General features: G+C 60.3%; 16 protein-coding genes. 7 read left to right on the top strand and 9 right to left on the bottom strand.

What is annotated here, in order from left to right; genetic code table 11:
* Nucleotides 1–12 precede the first annotated feature (12 nt).
* From R3355_RS12065 to R3355_RS12085, 5 genes are all read right to left on the bottom strand, one after another.
* On the bottom strand, nucleotides 13–888 hold the full coding sequence (locus R3355_RS12065; RefSeq protein ID WP_318961394.1) for an AraC family transcriptional regulator: 876 nt from the start codon (nucleotides 886–888) through the stop codon (nucleotides 13–15).
* A 255-nt stretch (nucleotides 889–1,143) separates the two neighbouring features.
* Nucleotides 1,144–2,325, bottom strand: a complete 1,182-nt coding sequence (tcuB, locus tag R3355_RS12070) for a tricarballylate utilization 4Fe-4S protein TcuB (protein ID WP_318961395.1) — start codon at nucleotides 2,323–2,325, stop codon at nucleotides 1,144–1,146.
* Entirely contained in the window at nucleotides 2,312–3,766 is a 1,455-nt protein-coding gene (tcuA, locus tag R3355_RS12075; protein WP_318961396.1) for an FAD-dependent tricarballylate dehydrogenase TcuA, read from the bottom strand. Before tcuA ends, tcuB begins: the two co-directional genes overlap by 14 nt.
* 122 nt (nucleotides 3,767–3,888) lie before the next feature.
* Complete coding sequence (locus R3355_RS12080) at nucleotides 3,889–4,830, bottom strand: LysR substrate-binding domain-containing protein (protein WP_318961397.1); 942 nt, start codon at nucleotides 4,828–4,830, stop codon at nucleotides 3,889–3,891.
* 282 nt (nucleotides 4,831–5,112) lie between these two features.
* Nucleotides 5,113–6,087, bottom strand: a complete 975-nt coding sequence (locus R3355_RS12085) for a tripartite tricarboxylate transporter substrate binding protein (protein WP_318961398.1) — start codon at nucleotides 6,085–6,087, stop codon at nucleotides 5,113–5,115.
* 355 nt (nucleotides 6,088–6,442) lie between these two features.
* Between R3355_RS12085 and tnpA the strand changes: the two genes are divergently transcribed.
* Together tnpA and R3355_RS12090 are read left to right on the top strand one after the other, a co-directional pair.
* Complete coding sequence (gene tnpA, locus R3355_RS24350; protein ID WP_413243503.1) at nucleotides 6,443–6,775, top strand: IS66 family insertion sequence element accessory protein TnpA; 333 nt, start codon at nucleotides 6,443–6,445, stop codon at nucleotides 6,773–6,775.
* 303 nt (nucleotides 6,776–7,078) lie between these two features.
* Nucleotides 7,079–7,774 carry a tRNA (adenine(22)-N(1))-methyltransferase gene (locus tag R3355_RS12090; protein ID WP_318961399.1) on the top strand — a complete coding sequence of 232 codons (696 nt, stop codon included), beginning with the start codon at nucleotides 7,079–7,081 and terminating at the stop codon, nucleotides 7,772–7,774.
* A 28-nt stretch (nucleotides 7,775–7,802) separates the two neighbouring features.
* Here R3355_RS12090 and R3355_RS12095 read toward each other — a convergent pair whose 3' ends face one another.
* Complete coding sequence (locus R3355_RS12095) at nucleotides 7,803–8,576, bottom strand: SDR family oxidoreductase (protein WP_318961400.1); 774 nt, start codon at nucleotides 8,574–8,576, stop codon at nucleotides 7,803–7,805.
* Nucleotides 8,573–8,902 (bottom strand): nuclear transport factor 2 family protein, encoded by a 330-nt coding sequence (locus R3355_RS12100; RefSeq protein WP_318961401.1) that lies wholly within the window; start codon nucleotides 8,900–8,902, stop codon nucleotides 8,573–8,575. Before R3355_RS12100 ends, R3355_RS12095 begins: the two co-directional genes overlap by 4 nt.
* 117 nt (nucleotides 8,903–9,019) lie before the next feature.
* Here R3355_RS12100 and R3355_RS12105 point away from each other — a divergent pair, with 117 nt between their 5' ends.
* From R3355_RS12105 to lapD, 5 genes are all read left to right on the top strand, one after another.
* Complete coding sequence (locus R3355_RS12105; RefSeq protein ID WP_318961402.1) at nucleotides 9,020–9,946, top strand: LysR family transcriptional regulator; 927 nt, start codon at nucleotides 9,020–9,022, stop codon at nucleotides 9,944–9,946.
* Nucleotides 9,947–10,094: 148 nt separating this feature from the next.
* Nucleotides 10,095–10,574: a VOC family protein gene (locus tag R3355_RS12110; RefSeq protein ID WP_318961403.1), complete on the top strand. Its 480-nt coding sequence runs from the start codon at nucleotides 10,095–10,097 to the stop codon at nucleotides 10,572–10,574.
* 343 nt (nucleotides 10,575–10,917) lie between these two features.
* Nucleotides 10,918–12,051 carry an aminotransferase class V-fold PLP-dependent enzyme gene (locus tag R3355_RS12115; RefSeq protein WP_318961404.1) on the top strand — a complete coding sequence of 378 codons (1,134 nt, stop codon included), beginning with the start codon at nucleotides 10,918–10,920 and terminating at the stop codon, nucleotides 12,049–12,051.
* Nucleotides 12,052–12,201: 150 nt separating this feature from the next.
* Nucleotides 12,202–12,909, top strand: a complete 708-nt coding sequence (gene lapG / locus R3355_RS12120; RefSeq protein WP_413243504.1) for a cysteine protease LapG — start codon at nucleotides 12,202–12,204, stop codon at nucleotides 12,907–12,909.
* A gap of 22 nt (nucleotides 12,910–12,931) precedes the next feature.
* A complete protein-coding gene (gene lapD, locus R3355_RS12125; RefSeq protein ID WP_318961405.1) occupies nucleotides 12,932–14,866 on the top strand; it encodes a cyclic di-GMP receptor LapD in 1,935 nt (644 codons plus the stop codon).
* Between the two features lie 279 nt (nucleotides 14,867–15,145).
* On the opposite strand, the gene R3355_RS12130 is transcribed toward lapD, so the two are convergent.
* Both R3355_RS12130 and R3355_RS12135 read right to left on the bottom strand, forming a co-directional pair.
* Nucleotides 15,146–15,484, bottom strand: a complete 339-nt coding sequence (locus R3355_RS12130; RefSeq protein ID WP_318961406.1) for a tryptophan synthase subunit beta — start codon at nucleotides 15,482–15,484, stop codon at nucleotides 15,146–15,148.
* Nucleotides 15,485–15,557: 73 nt separating this feature from the next.
* On the bottom strand, nucleotides 15,558–18,342 hold a 2,785-nt coding region (locus tag R3355_RS12135; RefSeq protein ID WP_318961407.1), incomplete at its 5' end, for a choice-of-anchor K domain-containing protein.

Below are 18,342 nucleotides of genomic sequence, written 5' to 3' on the forward strand. Positions count from 1 at the left end.
AACGGCGGCCGGTCAGCCGCCGAGCGCCATGCGGTACTGCCCAGGCGTCGCGGCAAAGGCCTGGCGAAAACGGTTGCTGAAGTGGCTGGCGCTGGCGAAGCCGCAGGCCAGGGCGATCTCACCCAACGGCAGGCGGCTGCTGTGCAGCAGCTGGCGGGCGCGTTCGAGGCGGCGCGCCAGCAGATAACGATGGGGCGGCAGGCCGAAGCTCAGGTGGAACATGCGTGCGAAGTGGTACTCGGACAACGCACAGAGCCCGGCCAACTGGCCCAGGCTCAGCGGCTCGGCCAGGTTCGCGTCGATGTATTCGCGCAGCCGTCGTCGTTGTACCGGCGCCAGGCCGCCGGTCAGGCGCAGGCCATCGCGCCGGCCCACCTGGGACAGCAGGGCATGGTCGAGCAGGGCGTGGGCCAGGCTGCTGGTCAGCAGACGCTCGCCGGGCTCCAGCCAGTTCAGTCGGCTCAGCTGGCGAAAGCGTTGGGCCTGCTGCGGGTCGTCGAGGAAGGTGGCTTCGCGCAGCTGCAGCTCGCGCGGTTCGCGGTCGAGCAGGCGCACGGCGCCGAGGGCGAATTGCTCCTGACTGACATACAGGTGCACCAGGTCGATCTCTCCGTTGATCACCCAGGCCGATTGATGGCCGGCCGGCAGGATGCACAACTTGTCCGGCGCGCCCTTGCTGTCCGGGCGCTCGCGGCGAAAGGTGCCGGTGCCGCCGGCCAGGTAGCAGGACAGGGTGTGGTGGCTCGGCGCCTGGTAGTCGCGGGTATCGTGGCAATTGCTCCACAACGCCGCGGCCAAGCCATCGCCCAGCTCGGCGCTGTGCAACAGCCTGGAGTTGGGCGAACTGGCCATGGACTGAAAGACCTGGCTGTGATCGAGCTGTGACATGGAGACCCCTCTAGCCGCCATGCTACGCCGGCCCCGAGCATCTGCCAGCCCTCAGGGGTGAGAAAAGCGCAAGTTTAGGCAAGAGGGTTTGTGCCAGTGGCCTGTTTTGCTTGGATGACAGGGATGGGCCAAGGAACGGTCGATCACGGAAGTCTGTGTTCGGCCAAAAGTGGTCACTGAACTTGCTCCGCTTCCGACCCATTCCGGTAATTTGAAACTGCGATTGTTGCCAGCCTGGAGCCGGATCGTCGAATGTCAGTCGCTTCCTAGCTTCAAGTTGTTTGGCTGGCGCTTCTCGATGGAGTACTTGAGCAGCGCCGCGCTGCGGAAGAAACCATGAGCAAACTTGCTGTAGGGCATGGTCAGAAAGAACGCCATCACCACCCCCAGGTGTATTGCTAGAAGCAAGGCCATTGCCCCAGCATCGCGCCAGGCAAGTAAGGCCAGCCCCGTCAGGCTGATCAGAAGCAGCAGAACAATGAAGCCGCGATCCATCGGGCGCTGAGCAGCATCTCCATGGGCTGGATCTCGACGATAGTTCAGCACCAGTAAACCCACAGGGCCAATGATCAAGCCGATACCACCAACTATTCCCAGCATCACCGGCAAACTGAGCACCGGGTAAGGCGCCTCCAAGCCCAGCAGGTAATGATACAGAGTGGCAACGCTGGTGGCGGCAAAGCACAACATGAAGCCGTAGAAGGTCAAATGGTGAAAGCGACGCCGCCACAGGGTGAAGCGATCATTGGCGTTGTTGCAACCCAGGCCATGACCACCGTCGAGGTATTTGAGCTTGAGCACTGCCCCCGAGGCTTCTGCCACTGCGGCTCCGCTGACGATGGCTTGCGTCTCGGCCGGTGAGATCCGCCGCCAGAAGCGCGTCACCCCGACCAGCAGCGCCAGAACGGCAAAACCGAAGACACCGCCAAACATCAGAGCCAAGGTGTTATGCGGAAAGATCGCATAGAAGTCGCCTGCCAGTGGCCCGGGAAACAAGGTCCCGCGAGCCAGAAGGGTCAGCACTAGAAACAACGCCAGACCGGCCGCTGAGGCCAACGCCAGGGTCAGGCCATTGTGCTTGTAGAGCGTGCCGAAGCGAGCCGGCCAAGCGTACTCGGTATAGGTATCGAGCCGGACCTTGGCCATGGCCTGGGGCACATTGACCGCGAACTCATGGGGGGCCGCATACTGACAGGCATGCAGGCAGGCGCCGCAGTTGTGACACAGGTTCGCTAGGTAATGGATGTCAGCCTTTTTGAACTCAAGGCGTTTGGTCATCGCTGGGAATACGGCACAGAAACCCTCGCAGTAGCGACAGGCATTGCAGATATTCATCTGCCGCTCGACTTCCGCTTCATCTAGGTTGAGCACCGAAATCAAATTATAGCCTTCGGCGCAGTCACTTTTTTCAGGGATATGCGGATCAGACAACTGCATGTTCTTGTCCTTCAGGAGTCACTTGGGAGGAGTAGCCGGCCGCCGCCGCAGCCTGGGTGCCGGCAATACGCCCGAAAGCAGTGCCAATACTCATGCCGACGCCAGCCGTATAGCCTTTGCCCAGCACATTGCCGGCCATCATTTCACCGGCAACAAACAGGTTCGGGCTGGACTTGCCTGCAAAATGGACGGCGGCGGTCTCGTCGGTTTTCAGGCCCAGGTAGGTGAAGGTGACTCCGGGCTTGAGGGCATAGCCGTAAAAGGGGGGGGTATCAATCGGTCGAGCCCAGTGGGTTTTCGCCGGACTGAGCCCTTCGGTATGGCAGTCATCGAGCTGGGTATGATCGAAGCGGCCCACGCGGCAGGCCAGGTTGTAATCCTCGACAGTCTTGATGAAGACGGCCTCTGGAATATCCAGTTTACGGGCGAGTTCCCCCAAGCTGTTGCCCGTGATGTCGGGAAATACAGGTGGCATGAAGTTGCCAACGGCCTTCTGATCAATGATCGAAAAGCCGACCTGGCCTGGCTGCTGCGCCACCAGACGACCCCAGATGGCGTAGCGCTTAGGCCAGAAGTCTTCGCCCTCATCGTAGAAGCGCTGTCCTTCGCGATTGACCACAACCCCGAGCGAGACGCAGTCGATACGGGTGCAGATGCCGCCGTCATACAGCGGCGCACGGGCGTCGATGGCCACCATATGCGCCTGCGTTGGGTCGCCAATGCTGTCTGCCCCGGCTGCGATCATGTGCTGCAGCAGGACGCCCTTATTGAAACGGGTTCCACGAATCAGGAAGTTGTCGGCCGGCCACTCACCTCTCTCGTTCTGGCCCCATGCTTCGCGCAACCATTCTCGGTTGGATTCGAACCCACCGGCAGCCAGCACGCAGGTGCGCGCCTCGATCCGCTCTGAGGGTAAGCGCACGCCATTCACTATGCGCTCAGGGATTTGCGCAGCCACAAAGCGGCCATCCACTAATTCCAACGTATCAACCGGGGAGTCATAGCGAATTTGCACGCCCAAGTTCTGCGCACTGCGGTAGTAAGCATTGACCAGAGCTTTACCGCCCCCCATGAAGAACGCGTTAGTACGCGCAACATGCAAGGCTCCTGACAGCGGTGGCTGGAAATGCACGCCATGACTGCGCATCCAGTCTCTGCATGACGAGGATGCCCGGATGGTCAGGCGTGCAAGCTTCTCATTGGTGATACCGGAGGTGACCTTGAGCAGATCCTGCCAGTACTCCTCCTCCGGATAGGCCTCGACGAGCACGTCTTGCGGCGCATCATGCATGCAGCGCAGGTTGCGTGTGTGCTGCGAATTGCCTCCGCGCCATTCCCGCGGCGAGGCCTCAAGCAACAGTACGCTCGCACCAGCCTCACGGGCCATGAGCGCTGCGCACAAGGCGGCATTACCGCCACCGATCACTAAAACATCAAACATATCGCCTCCTGTTTGCAAGGAGTCGATACTTCCGCCCCCCACTGTGAGGCGAATGTAGAGTGTGCCCGAAATGCTCGAAAGGCCCATTCCAGCGAGAGGGCTTTAGTTTTATTAAAGACTTATCAGCGAGTCTTCGGTGGCTCGTTCAGCAAGCTCGATCCGGGCCAGCAGCCGCTGCGTACTAGCTCGCGGGCGACGTCCACGATCACTACGCGCGCGGCCAGTGCCGCAGGAGAAAGCTCATCGTCGGACAGGCTGGCCAGAAGATTGCGTCGCCCTACATGGGCATCACTGATCTGCACCACCCGCAAGCCGGACTCGCCTGAGCGAGCCGCCGCTGCGCCGGGCTGAATGGTCGCCGCATAGCCAGCCTTGACCGTGTCCATCAGCACGGCCAGACCATCGATTTCCATGATGACATTAGGCTCTATACCCGTTCGCTCGAAGGCGCTCATTAAGGTACTGCGCAAACCATGCTGCAGGCTGGGCATAACCAAAGGCAGGTTACCCAGTTGCTGCAACTGTACGCTTTCGCCGGTGGGGGCTCCCTTGAGTGTGGGAGCCGCGATGACGAACAAGGTCTCATCGAGCAAGGGCATAACGCTCCAGCGCTTGCCGGTATCGGTTTGAAACAGTACGGCGAGATCGAGCTGGCGGGCATTCAGCTGGGTCGCTAGGTGGCCTGAAAGACTCTCCACCAGATGCAACTGGATATCCGGATACTTCTCGCGCATCGCGCTGATCAGCGGCAGGGCCAGCACCGATGCGGTAGTAGGCGGCAGACCGACACTGACGTATCCGCTCATGCGACCCCGCTGCGCCGCTTGCACGGCATTTTCGGCCTGCCGTAGAGTGAGTTGGGCGTGATGCTGAAAAGCAACACCTGCATTAGTCGGCACGACACCTGTCGTAGTACGGCTAAGAAGACGCGTGCTCAACTCACTTTCCAGCTTGCTGATTTGCTGACTCAAAGCCGAGGTTCCGATGCCCAGTTCGAGCGCGGCGCGCCCCAGGCTTTTGTGCTCCAGAACAGCCAAGAAATAGCGTAACTGCCTGAGTTCCATAAGCTCATACCGCCTTACTGCTGACGTGAGGCGACCGCCGAGATCTCAGTCGAAATTACGAGGCGGCGACGCCAGAAGGAATGCAATGGGCCAGTTGCGGCTCGAACTTGCAGCCCATGTGCCTCATCAGTATGCGTGAGCTGAGAGTCCCGCACGACCAAAGACTCAGCGAAGTGGCCTATGCATTCCAGACACGAGCGATCAACTCGCGGACAGCCGAAAGCGGCACAACGTTTGCTGAAAACGTTGTGCCGCTTGCCGAGAGCCTGGAGGGTGCTGGCGCTATTCGATCAGCCCAAACTCACCCGCCAAGGACTTGAATTGACCAACCTGCTTATAGACAAACGTTTGTAATTCTTCGCCCGTCATCGCCATCGGCAGCAAGTCGCGTTGCTCGCGCTGCTGGGTGAAGGCTTCGCTAGCCAACAGCACATCAAACTGCTGTTTCCACCAGTTGTAATCCTCATCGCTAACTTCCGGCCCCATATAGAAACCACGGACAATGGGCCAGCTCGCATCACAGCTCGATTCTTTGACCGTCGGGATGTCGGCCAATTTACCCGGCAAGCGCTGATCTGACATTACTGCCAGAACCCGCACCTTGCCCGCTTCAAGTTGCGCAGTTGACTCACCAATTCCGCTGGTTATAAGTTGCACGTGCCCGCCAAGCAATGCGGTAACTGGCTCGCCACCTCCTTCAAAGGCAACGTAGCGCAGCTTCTGAGGATTGACGTTGGCACAACGGGCGATCAGTGCAGCTTGCATCCAGTCCTGGCTACCAATCGTGCCCCCAGCCCCAATCACTAGGCTCGAGGGATCTTGCTTCAACGCCTGAACCAAGTCGTCGAAAGTGCGCAACGGCGAATCTTCACGCACGGTAATGGCACCGTAGTCGGTGCCTATGGCCGCTAGCCACCTAACCGCCTTTTCGTCATATCGACCAAATTTACCCTGGGCTAGGTTGAGCAGGGAGCCGCTCGACCATGCGGTAACGGTGCCAGGATCATCGGGACGTTGTGCGACCACCGCGTTATAGGCAACAGCTCCAATACCACCCGGCATATAGGTCACTCGCATCGGTTGCTTGAGCAGGCCCGCGTCCTTCAAACCGACCTGTGCGAGTTTGCAGGTAATGTCGAAACCACCCCCCGGTTTCGCTGGGGCGATACACTCTGGTCGCTTGGGTTCGGCCTGCAACTGCGAGGAAAGCAACAACGCGGACATGGCAAGTGTAAGTGAGGACAGTACAGCCTTCATTTAGGTCTCCTTCAGGAGTCTTTTTGTTTTGAAGCATGGCACTACCCAATCATGGCGAATCTGGCGTGTCGGTAGCGCAGAATAAGTTTTCGCATGCTGCTAGTGGAAACACGAGCCAGACCCCAGGCAATGAGCAGATGTTAATGAGCAGATGCTAATGACACCGCTGGTTAGCGGCTCTCTGCGTCGATACAAACGATAGGGAGCCTGTAGTCGCACCGAAAGCCCACATGCGACATGGGGTGTTTATTTTTGCTAAAGACCAAACTCTGTTAACGGATCGCTGCCGCGCACGCCCATGTCTTAGCGGCTGGATGGAATCGCACAGTAAGCGCCCAGCCCGCCCACCTTTTCCTTGAATACCCCCGGCCCGCATCCTCTGCATTTTCCAGCAGGGGGATTCACATGGAAACGATGCACGCGCGGCGCGAGGCATGTTCTGGCCTCGCGCGACAGCGGGCTGACTCAGGTCGCTTACTGTCGGCAGCATGGGCTCAAGCCCAAGGCGTTGGCCTACTGGATCAGGCGCGGCAGGCAGGCGGCCACACCGCTGAGCCTGGTGCCGTTGGCGGTGCAAAGGGCATCCGTCAACAGCGAGTTGCTGCTGCAACATGCCAGCGACTGGCAGTTGGCATTGCCGGATGGCGTCGATGCAATCTGGCTGGCTGGGTTGCTGCGGAGGATGTGATCTTCAAGGTTGAACGAGTAAAACAGTCGCTCCTGCCCACTCGATAACTGTCCCATCATGCTGGTGATCCCCCTCCGGCCAATGAAGCGATTTTGCCGCAGGCCAGGCAGGGGAGCTACTTTTTCAACAGAATCGGCCGATAACAGCCCATCACTAAGTTTCGTTACCGGTGCTCCCTAAGCCTTAGGTTCGGGGAGATTCATAGCGCTGGTCGCCGGGATTTGCCATGCACTGCGTTGCTCGACAGAATCGTGCCCCGATTCGGCCCAACGGCCGAACGTCGATGCTGAGAAGGGGCTGGAGTTGAACGAGCAGACATTGTCCATGCGCCTGGAACGTGTGGCGGCGCATGTGCCGGTAGGGGCGCGGCTGGCTGATATTGGCTCGGATCACGCCTATCTGCCGGTGGCATTGATGCGCCGTGGGGTTATCGAGGTAGCCGTGGCGGGGGAGGTGGCTTTGACGCCGTTTCACGCGGCTGAACGTAGCGTGCGTGAAAGCGACCTGAGCCAACGCATCAGCGTGCGCCTGGCAGATGGTTTGGCGGCGATTGAGGCGGGCGATGCAATCACGGCAATCAGCATCTGCGGGATGGGCGGCGAGCGGATTCGCGACATTCTCGACAGCGGTAAGGCTCGCGTTAGCGGTCAGGAGCGTTTGATCCTGCAGCCCAACGGCGGCGAGCAGCCACTGCGGCAATGGCTGATGGAAAATGGCTACCGCATCCTCTGTGAGGAGGTGCTGCGGGAGAATCGCTTTGCCTACGAAATTATCGTGGCCGAACGTTCTGGCCCGGTGCTGTACAGCGCTGAGGAGCTGTACTTTGGTCCGCTGCAGATGCAAACGCGCAGCCCGGCGTTCCTGGCCAAGTGGCAACGCATGCTGCGTCTGAAGCAACAGACCCTGGCCGACTTCGCTCACGCGCGGCAGGCGGTGTGTGAGGAGAAGGTGCAGAAGGTTGCCCGGCAGACGCAGTGGATTATCGAACTGCTGGCGTAAGCCGGGCCCCGGCGGCGAGCGTGCAGCGCTAGGCGGTCGGCACTGTTCCGCCATCGATCACAAATTCACTGCCGGTGATGGCGGCCGCGCGGGGCGAGGCCAGAAAGGCAATCAGCTCAGCAACCTCTGACGGCTTGGCAGGCCGGCCGAGCGGAATACCGCCGAGGGCATCCATGATGATGCGTTTGCCGCCTGCGTAGTCCGTACCGGCTTCCTGCGCCAGCCGCTCGGCCAAGGCCACCGACGCTTCGGTCTCGATCCAGCCTGGCGACACCCGCACAACACGCACACCTTGTGGCGAGACTTCTTTCGACAGGCTTTTGCTGTAGGTCGACAGCGCCGCCTTGGCCGCTGCGTAGGCCGTAGTGGCTTCGGGCAAGGGCAGGCGGTTCTGAATCGAGGTTACATGGATGATCACGCCGCTCTGGCGCTGCAGCATCGCCGGGAGCAGGGCGCGATCCAGGCGCACGGCCGGCAGCAGGTTGAGATCGAGTTCGCGTTGCCACTGCGCGTCGTCCAATACCGCAAAGCCGCCGCTGGGGGCCGATGAGCCACCCAGAACGTGGACGATGATGTCCACATCGCCCAGCCGTTGCGTAGCTGCGGCTACCAGGGTTTCGCAGCCTTCCGGGGTCGAGAGGTCGGCCTGCACGAACAGCTCAGCCGGCAGATCGCTGCTGGCCTGCCGAGCCGAGGTCAGCACCTTGGCGCCCTCGGCGAGGAACAGCTCGACCACCGCGCGGCCGACGCCTTTGGTGCCGCCGGTGACCAGTACTCGCTTACCGCTCAGATCGAGGTTCATGGCGCAATCTCCAGTGAGCGAATCTGGCCGTCCTGCAGCAGGAACAGATGATTCAGCTGCAGCGGACTGCCAGGGAAGTTACCGACCAGGCGCGCCGTGACGTTCAGCGTGTCGTCTTTCTGCGTCGCCGCCAGCGGCTCGACGCTGTAGGTGAATGCCTGGCGGGCCTCCTGTTGCCAGGCTTCGATGGCGGCAATGCCCTGGTGCGTGCGGTTTTCGTCGGTCACCCTGGCGTCCGCGCAGAAGCAGGCGGCAAGGCGCGAGATGTCGCCGCCATTGCTGACATCGAAGTAGGTCTGTACGGCGTCAGGCAGGTGCAGGTTCATGGCCTGATCTCCTCTCACAGTGGGTTGGGGTTTACGACTGTGATCTTGCCGCTCGCTTGATAGTTTGCTCAACTGGGATAGAGGTTAACGACCTATCCCGAATATCAGGACAATTGCATGGCAGATTCGCGCCTTGGTCTCAATGAGCTGGAAGCTGTGCTGGCCGTGGCACGCCGTGCGTCGTTTCGGCAGGCGGCCATCGACCTCGATGTTTCAACCACGGCATTGAGCAACACCATTGCCAAACTGGAGGCGAGCCTCGAAACGCGGCTGTTCAATCGCACCACCCGCAGCGTGTCGCTGACCGAGGCGGGCGCGATGTACCTGGAGCAGGTCGGCCCGGCGTTGCAGGATGTACGTGCGGCGCTCGAAGCGGTGCGCTCGCACAATGCCGGGCCGTCGGGTGTGTTGCGCATCAATGCGTTCGCCAGTGCCGCCCGCGCAGCCCTGCTGCCGCTGGTGCTGGAGTTTCTGCGACGTTATCCGAAAGTGCATATCGATCTGGTGACCGAAGGCCGCCTGGTGGACATCGTCGCGGACGGTTTCGACCTCGGCGTACGTTCTGCGAGTCTTGTGCCCAGCGATATGATCGTGATCCCGCTTGGCCAGCCGCAACGCTACGCCGTGGTCGGTTCGCCCGCGTACTTCGCCCAGTACGGCCGGCCGCGTAGTCCGGCGGACCTGCTCAAGCATCAGTGCATCCGCATCCGTCTGCCCAATGGGGCGATCTACCCCTGGCATTTCGAGCGTGCGGGTGAGGTGACCCGACTTGATGTGACCGGCCAACTCACCCTGGACGAGCCAAGTGTCGCCAAGGCGGTGGTGCAGGAAGGTGTAGGGCTGGGCTTTTTTATGCAGCAGGACGTTCAGGCTGAACTCGACGCCGGGCAGTTCGAGCGGGTGCTGGAAGCGTGGACGCCGGCCCGGGACAACCTGTGCCTGTACTACCCGAACCGGCGCAACCCCTCCGCTGCGCTCAAGGCATTCACCGCGTTGGCCCGGGCCAGTCTGCCGAGAACAAACAGGGACAGACCACGGTATTGATGCTGATGGGCCACTCCTGGCCGGTTTCTGCCTTTCGCCAACGGCAGCCATATTGGGTCGATAGCACGCAGCAAGAATGCTCTGCTGCCGCTCCAGGCTACCTTCGGGGCTAGAATCCACGGATCAATCCCAATCTTGGAGAACCAGGATGAACAGCAAAAATACGATTTGCCTCTGGTACGACGGCACTGCGTTGGATGCTGCGACCTTCTACGCCAAGACGTTCCCGGACAGCGCGGTAGGCGCAGTCCATCGCGCGCCTGGCGACTATCCTGCGGGCAAGCAGGGCGATGTCCTGACGGTTGAGTTCACGGTGATGGGCATTCCCTGTCTCGGACTGAACGGGGGGCCAGTCTTCAAGCATAACGAGGCTTTCTCGTTCCAGGTTGCCACTGACGACCAAGCCGAAACGGACCGCTTGTGGAGTGCGATTGTCGAAAACGGCGGTGAGGAAAGCGCATGTGGTTGGTGCAAGGACAAATGGGGACTATCGTGGCAGATCACGCCACGCGCATTGACGGCCGCGATAGCCAATCCTGATCGGGCGGCGGCCAAGCGCGCGTTTGAAGCCATGATGAACATGAGAAAGATCGACATAGCCACGATCGAAGCTGCGTTGAAGGCTTAACCAGCACTGCCGGACGTTATTAACGTCCGCTTGGGTCGGTTTCTGCCGGTCACATACGACTGAAACTGACCCACCGCGGACTTATTGTCTTAAGTTTTACACGCTGTGCAACAGCCTGGAATTGGGCGACTTGGCCATGGCCTGAAAGATCTGGCTTTGCTCGAGCGGTGACATGGACACTCCCTCCGCCACGCCACCGCGCCCCCGGTGATCTGTCAGTCATGCCGCCGAGAAAGCGCAAGTTCAGGCCAGTGCCGCAACTCGCACGCTCGACAGTCTTGTCATTCATCCAGGCTTCGGGCAGGGTCGAGCGATATGGACATCCCAGCCACAGGAGTCACTCATGTCTGACCGCTACCCGGATATCGATCCCGATGGCCTGATCGAATACTCGGTCGTCTACACCGACCGCTCTCTCAACCATATGTCGCAAGCGTTCCAGCAGGTGATGCGCGACATCTCGCGCACGCTCAAGCAGGTCTACCACGCCCACGCCGTGGCGATAGTGCCCGGCAGTGGCACCTTCGGCATGGAGGCGGTGGCGCGTCAGCTGGCCACCGGGCAGAAGTGCCTGGTGATCCGCAACGGCTGGTTCAGCTACCGCTGGACGCAGATTTTCGAGATGGGCGACATTCCGGCCGAGGCCCAGGTGCTCAAGGCCCGGCCGATCGAGACCGGGCCCCAGGCCGCCTTCGCCCCACCGCCGATCGCCGAAGTGGTCGCGACCATCCTGGCGGAAAAGCCGCAACTGGTGTTCGCCCCGCATGTCGAGACTTCGTCGGGGATGATCCTGCCGGATGACTACCTGCGCGCCGTCGCCGACGCCGTGCACGGGGTGGGTGGCCTGTTCGTCCTCGACTGCATCGCCTCGGGTGCGCTCTGGGTCGACATGCAGGCTTGCGCCATCGATGTGCTGATCAGCGCGCCGCAGAAAGGCTGGAGCGGTTCGCCCTGCTGCGCCCTGGTGATGCTCAGTGCGGCGGCCCAGCAGCGCGTCGAGGCGACCCAGAGTAGCAGCTTCGCCTGCGACCTGAAGAAGTGGCTGCAGATCATGCAGGCCTACGAACAGGGCGGCCATGCCTACCACGCCACCATGCCGTGCGACGCCCTGGCGCGCTTTCGCGAGGTGATGCAGGAAACCGAAAGCCTGGGCTTCGCCAAGGTGCGTGCGAGCCAGCAGGAGCTGGGCGACCGGGTGCGCGCGCTGTTGACCCGCAAGGGCTTCAAGAGCGTCGCCGCCGCCGGCTTCCAGGCGCCCGGGGTGGTGGTCTGCTACACCGACGACGCGGAGATCAAGAGCGGCAAGAAGTTCGCTGCGCAAGGCCTGCAGATCGCCGCCGGGGTGCCGCTGCAGTGCGACGAACCGGCGGACTTCCAGACTTTCCGCATCGGCCTGTTCGGTCTGGACAAGCTGAACAACATCGAGCGCAGCGTCGACACCCTGGAGCAGGCACTGGAGAAGATCGGCCAGCCCTGAGCAATCTTGAGCGTGCCGTCGCTGGCGTTCGGGTCGCGGGATCGCCGCCGCTGGCGGCAGATCCGGACTACCTCCCCCGTACGCTGTCCCAGATGATGGCAGTTGGCAATTGTGTTTTGCCTGTGTCGCCCGCAACATGGCGCGGGCCTGATGTGTGGAATCCTCAGTTTGCAGACTGGTCGTATCGAAGTTGTGCGCGCATATCGTCGCTGGCCATGGGTGGCGGCCTGGCTGGTGGCCGTGTTGCTGGCCTGCGGCGCGTTGCAGGCCGACTGGGATTTCAACCTGATCAGCAAGCGTGCCGAGCAGTTGTACGGGCCGCTTGGGCAGGGCCGTGGGCGCATCGATGATTGGCAACGACTGCTGCAGGAGCAGGCAGGCGTCAGCGAAATGGAGCAGCTGCAAGCGGTCAACCGCTTCTTCAACCTGCGCCTGCGCTTTCGTGACGATATCCAGATATGGAAGGTCAACGATTACTGGGCCACGCCCGTCGAGGCGCTGTTTCGCGGTGCCGCCGATTGTGAGGACTATGCCCTCGCCAAGTACTTCAGCCTGCGCCAGCTGGGTGTGCCGAGTGAAAAGCTGCGTATCACCTACGTCAAGGCGGTGCGGTTGAACCAGGCGCACATGGTGCTCACCTATTACCAGCACCCCCAGGCCATACCGCTGGTGCTGGATAACCTGATCGATGCCATCGAACCTGCCAGCCAGCGTAAAGACCTGGTGCCTGTCTATGCCTTCAACGCCGAGGGGCTGTGGCTGCCCGGTGCTGGCGGCGGCAAACAAGTCGGAGACAGCAAGCGCCTCTCGCGCTGGCAGGATCTGTTGAGAAAAATGCGGGCCGAAGGCTTTCCTTGAGAGCGACCCGAAGGAGTGGTTGATGTCACTGTTCAAGCAATTGTTTATCGCCATCTGTGTGCTGATGCTGGTGAGTTTCACCGGCAGTTTTCTGATCAGTGTGGAGAGTTCGCGGGAGCAGCAGGTCAACCAATTGCGTGCCCATGCCCAGGATACGGCGACCGCTTTGGGGTTGTCGCTGAGCCCGCATGTCAAGGATGTGGCGATGATCGAGCTGATGGTCAGTTCGGTTTTCGACAGTGGCTACTTCGAGAGCATCAGGGTGCTCGACCCGGCGAATGGGCAGGTGATAGTCGAGCGCACGGGTGTGCCGGTCAGCGGGGAGGCGCCGCAATGGTTCGCCAGCCTGGTGGATCTGGCGCCCGCCAGCGGTGATGCCATCGTCAGCGACGGCTGGCGCCAGGCGGCGCGGGTGCAGGTGGTCAGCCATCCGCTGTTCGCCGTTGGCAAACTCTGGCAAAGCGCCCTCGGGATCCTGCTGTGGCTGGCGCTCAGTGGCGTGCTCTGCATCGGTCTGGGCGTACTGCTGCTCAAACGCCAGTTGCGGCCGCTGGATTACATGGTCGAGCAGTCCAACGCCATTGCCCGACGTGAGTTTCTCAGCCTGCCCGAGCTGCCCAAGACTCCCGAGTTTCGTCGGGTGGTCAATGCCATGAACCAGATGGTCGAGAAGCTCAAGGCGTTGTTCGCCGAGGAAGCCGCGCGCAGCGAGAAACTGCGTGCCGAGGCCTATCAGGACAGCCTCACCGGGCTAGCCAACCGACGCTACTTCGATCTGCAGCTGCAGGCGCGCGTGGGTGTCGATGAACACGCCGGCAGCGGCTTCATGCTGCTGCTGCGGGTCAATGATCTGGCCGGGCTCAACCAGCGTCTGGGTGGCCAGCGTACCGACCAGTTGCTCAAGGCCATCGCCGTGCAGTTGCAACAAATCAGCCAGGGCCGCTACCTGCTGGCACGCAACCGGGGCGGCGAGTTTGCCGTGCTGGCCGCCGGTCTCGATCGCAGTGAAGCGGAGCAGTTGGCAGAGAGCCTGGACAGTGCCCTGATCAGCCTGCAGCAGACCGGTGCCAGCGACTGCTTGCCGGTCGCGCATATCGGCATGACGGCCTTCGCGCCGGGCGATCAGCTCACTGCGCTATATGCAGCGCTGGATGCGGCGTTGGCCCAGGCCAGCAGTCAGAGCCTGCAGAACTGGGCCTGTAGCGATCACGACACGCAGCGGCCTGCCGCCGATGAGCGGCAGAGCTGGCACGGCCTGCTGGATCAGGCGCTCAATCAGGGGCGTTTCCAGCTGTATGTACAGCCGGTTGTGAGTGCGGCTGACCCCGCTCGGGTCTTGCACCTCAAGGTGCTGGCGCGCCTGCTCGATGAGCAGAACAACCCGGTGCCGGCGGGGCGTTTTCTGCCCTGGCTCGAGCGTTTCGGTTGGGCCACCCGTCTCGACCTGGCCATGCTCGACTGGGTCTTGGCCCAGCTGCAGAGCAACAGCAGTTGCGTCGCCCTGAGTCTCTCCGGCAGCACCATTCGCGACCCGCAGGCGCTGCAGCAACTCTATGAGCGGTTGCGTCAGCACGCGCACCTCGGCCCGCGCCTGACCCTTGAACTGGACGAAGATCAGCTGCCCGATGCCGCAGCCCTGGAGGCGCTGACCGTGCGTCTGCGCAGCCTTGGCTTCAGCCTGGGGCTGCAGCACTTCGGCGGACGCTTCAGCATGATCGGCAACCTGGCCAAGCTCGGCCTCAGCTACCTCAAGGTGGATGGCAGTTATATCCGCGCCATCGACGCCGAGAACGACAAGCGCCTGTTCATCGAGGCCATGCAGCGGGCAGCCAACAGCATCGACCTGCCGCTGATAGCCGAGCGGGTCGAAACCGACGGCGAGTGGCAGGCGCTGCGCGACATGGGGATCGAGGGCGTACAGGGCCGCTTGTTCGGCGAGCCGGGGCCCTGGGTTTGAGGTGACTCCCGTCAGGGATTGCTCGCAAGACCGTAGCCTGGATCTGTTCCAGCGTAATCCGGGGAGCGTTTACCAGATTACGCCAAGGCTAATCCAGGCTGGGCGACAAGGCATGAGCGCAGCGCCGTAACCCGGGTGCTATTCGGGGGCGATGGGGATGCCGACAAATATTCCCGGATTTCAACCGGGCTACGGGACTGCCGCCGTGCAGGAGCGGACTTGTCCGTGAAAGGATCCGCCCCATCCTTCAGGAATACTGGCGGTAACCCGGGGAGACGCTCAGATCAACCCGGATTCATCGTCATTGATCAGCCGATTCAACCCGCCAAGGGCGTCCCGTGCCTTGCTGCGGCCGACCAGTTTGCTCTGCGCCGCTTCGGGCAAGTCGGTGATGCGCACAACCCCTTTCTGGATCAGCACGGTGATCAGATCTTCCAGTACCCGGATCATATCCAGGTCGCTCTGCTGGAGCTGGAGCAGACTGCTTTCCACAGTCTGATTGGCAAACCAGGCCAGCGCCTCCTGATCATCAGCAGCAAGCTCACCATCCATGCCTTCGAACGGTGATGCCTGAACCTGTTGCAGATTGCCCCAGGTATCGCGTTTCACATACAACATCGAGCACTCCTTAGCGCCAACGGCTTCCTTTGAACGAAAACCCCGCTAACCGATGTTAGCGGGGTTTTGGCTGTCAGGTGTGGTCGATCTTGATGGTCGGATCGGCACCGGCGATCAACGAGCTGACGATCTGCGAGGATGTCGAGCCGTAGCTGGAGAGGTCCACGGGGTTACCGCCGTTTTCCAGCTTGATGGTGACATCCGCCGCTGCACCGTGGGCGAACTCGCCTTTGCTGCTGATCTCCAGCGTGGTGACGCTGTCGGTGGCCACGACTCGCATGAAGTCGTCAATATTGGCGTCATTCTCGCCTTGCAGCAGGTCGCGCAGGTCAATGGTGTCGTGACCTGTATCGCTGATGCTGAAGTCCTTGATCGTATCGTTATCGGTATGACCGACATGCCAGACAAAGGTGTCAGCACCTGCGCCACCGTAAAGGATGTCGTCACCTTCGCCGCCGATAAGAATGTCATTGCCGGCATTGCCATAAAGCGTGTCGTTACCTGCTTTGCCTTCAAGGTGATCGTTGCCGGTGCCACCATTCAGTGTATCGATACCGCTGCTGCCGAGAATCACGTCGTCGCCACTGGTGCCATTTAGCGTGCCACTGCCGGTAATTGGCGTCGGCGCTGTGTAGGCAGTGTTGCCAATATTGATGATCAGGTTAGCTGTATCGCTGTCACCGTCAGGCTGGCTCAGTGTGTAGGTGAAGGTCTCGCTCTTGCCAACGTTGCTGACGTTTGTGAACGGTGTGTAGGTATACGACCCATTTGCTGCAACGGACAGGGTGCCATACAGACCAGTGACGCTGGTGCTGCCGCTGCTCGACACGTTGTAACCATTGACCTCACTGATTACTGAACCTTCCTGGCCAAGGCTGTCTATCGAGTCCCATGCGTTGGAACTGCCAACATAGTTATTGGTATCTGTTAGTACGTTGCCGCTAGCCGCAGCAGCCTCGATGGTTGGCGTCAGCAATGTGGTGACTAACGCAATGTTAGTCAGTGTGACGGAGGCATTACCGTTACGACTACTACCATCCAGTACATATAAACGGACTCTATATGAACCGTCGGTCAGATTGCTGATGCTATTACTACTGATTAGGTCCGTATAACTTCCTAGGTTCCAAGAGCCATTAATGTTCTGTTGATCCAGGGCATATCGGAAGGTGTCACTGTTGTTGCCTGTAAAGGCAGCGTTGAAGGTAATCGTACCGGTACCTCCGGAGACCGTCATTACTGCGCTGGATACTACAGAAGACTCTTCGTTTGGGTCGTTATCGCCACCACGGCTTCGGCTGTCAGCCACAGAGAAGCTTGCGAAATCGGTTCGCTGACTATTTATTTGTGTCAAAACTGCTTGTGCAAAGTTGTCGTTCGCTACCGGCGTCGAGTCTCTATCAGCCAGCAGGTTGATGGTCAGCGTACTGTTGAATGCATCGCCATCTTTGTCTGTGACCGTGTAGTTAAAGGTCGGTGCTGGCACCGAGCCGCCGGCCTGGATAAGGGCATAGCCTGCCTCGTTCAGGACAAAACGATAACCGCCATCGGCGCTGGTGGTGAGCGTGCCGTGGGCGTTGCTCAAATTGCCCCAAGTCACGCTGCCGAAACCGTCGGCGCCAGCGGTTCCGGCAACGCTGCCTTCCAAATTTGGCATCGTTAACGTGGTGTTTAGGCTTCCGTAGATTTCAAAGGTGCTGGTCGCATTTTCATGGGTATAAATGGTGTTGACAATATTGCCGCTGCCATCCTTGAAGCCTTCAAGACTGAAGGAGTAAGTCTGACCATTCAGCATAACAGTCACGTTCTGGCTCGGCAGGGTGATGATGTCGCGCGAGGCGGTTTCGTCGCTGCTGTTAGGGGTCTCGGTGTGATCGAGCAGTACTGTGAACGGTACATTAACTACAGTACCGTTGATAGAAACATCCATGGACATGGTCATGGTGACTTTGTCCAGCGGCGAGCCGTTGACCGGTTTGTTGACGTGCGAAAAGTCTGCAAGCTTGAACAGCGATCCTGCATTGATTTGCTGGCCGCTGATCAATGCAGAGTTATCGTTCAATGTGTAAGCAGAACTGGCACTGTTGTTGTTCTCTCCCCAATAGATGGCATCTACCAGGCTGTCCGTATCGGTATTGATCAACTGGCCTGAACTTGGGCTGCTGCCAGATTCGAGCACGGCATTCGTCCACCCACCTTGCAGGTTTTGGATGATTATGGTGTCGACCGGCACTTCCAGGGTGCGGACGATGGCACTGCTCGGCATATCGTCTTCTACCACCACAGTCAGCGTGGTTGAGGTGGAAAGAGCGCCGTCGCTAACGATTACGCCTACGCCAATTTGCAGTACGTCCTCGACGTTTGCAGTGCCATGGTCGAGTGGTTTGGACAGCGTGACCGTATAGTTGCCACTGTTATCGATGCTGACGCGAATGGCTTCATTGGCTGGGATTGCCGAGCCGGCATAGCCAATCAGTAACCCCGTACCAGTACCGACCCATGTAATAGGCTGACCACCTGAGGTCAGTGCCGTCGTTGGTCCGTTCAGGGTGACACTAAGCAAGTCGTTTTCAGCGTCTTGGATCATCACTTGACCCGTGAAGGTCTTCTCATTGGTCTGATCAGAAGTGCCACTCGAGTCAGGGCGTCCACCTGCAAGACCTTCTTCGGATACGCGTGCATTGCTCGCCAAAACGATTGGGGCATCGTTGTTGCCATTGACGGTGAAGGTCACGGTGGTGGTGGAGAAGCTGCCATCGCTGTCTTTAAGGGTGTAGCTGAAGGTGTCGGTTTCGCTAGCGCCGGCGACAAGCGCCTGCGCTGCGGCATTGGTGACGTAGCTGTAGCCGCCGTTGGCG

It is taken from the genome of Pseudomonas sp. (assembly GCF_033723075.1).
In the GTDB taxonomy this organism is placed as follows: domain Bacteria; phylum Pseudomonadota; class Gammaproteobacteria; order Pseudomonadales; family Pseudomonadaceae; genus Aquipseudomonas.

What these genes read in the sequence shown, in the direction of transcription:
- R3355_RS12110 (WP_318961403.1), top strand. Translation starts at nt 10,095, where the DNA reads ATGAACAGCAAAAATACGATTTGCCTCTGGTACGACGGCACTGCGTTG.
- R3355_RS12065 (WP_318961394.1), bottom strand. Translation starts at nt 888, where the DNA reads ATGTCACAGCTCGATCACAGCCAGGTCTTTCAGTCCATGGCCAGTTCG.
- R3355_RS12115 (WP_318961404.1), top strand. Translation starts at nt 10,918, where the DNA reads ATGTCTGACCGCTACCCGGATATCGATCCCGATGGCCTGATCGAATAC.
- lapD (WP_318961405.1), top strand. Translation starts at nt 12,932, where the DNA reads ATGTCACTGTTCAAGCAATTGTTTATCGCCATCTGTGTGCTGATGCTG.
- lapG (WP_413243504.1), top strand. Translation starts at nt 12,202, where the DNA reads ATGTGTGGAATCCTCAGTTTGCAGACTGGTCGTATCGAAGTTGTGCGC.
- tcuA (WP_318961396.1), bottom strand. Translation starts at nt 3,766, where the DNA reads ATGTTTGATGTTTTAGTGATCGGTGGCGGTAATGCCGCCTTGTGCGCA.
- R3355_RS12095 (WP_318961400.1), bottom strand. Translation starts at nt 8,576, where the DNA reads ATGAACCTCGATCTGAGCGGTAAGCGAGTACTGGTCACCGGCGGCACC.
- R3355_RS12105 (WP_318961402.1), top strand. Translation starts at nt 9,020, where the DNA reads ATGGCAGATTCGCGCCTTGGTCTCAATGAGCTGGAAGCTGTGCTGGCC.
- R3355_RS12100 (WP_318961401.1), bottom strand. Translation starts at nt 8,902, where the DNA reads ATGAACCTGCACCTGCCTGACGCCGTACAGACCTACTTCGATGTCAGC.
- tcuB (WP_318961395.1), bottom strand. Translation starts at nt 2,325, where the DNA reads ATGCAGTTGTCTGATCCGCATATCCCTGAAAAAAGTGACTGCGCCGAA.
- R3355_RS12085 (WP_318961398.1), bottom strand. Translation starts at nt 6,087, where the DNA reads ATGAAGGCTGTACTGTCCTCACTTACACTTGCCATGTCCGCGTTGTTG.
- R3355_RS12080 (WP_318961397.1), bottom strand. Translation starts at nt 4,830, where the DNA reads ATGGAACTCAGGCAGTTACGCTATTTCTTGGCTGTTCTGGAGCACAAA.
- R3355_RS12130 (WP_318961406.1), bottom strand. Translation starts at nt 15,484, where the DNA reads ATGTTGTATGTGAAACGCGATACCTGGGGCAATCTGCAACAGGTTCAG.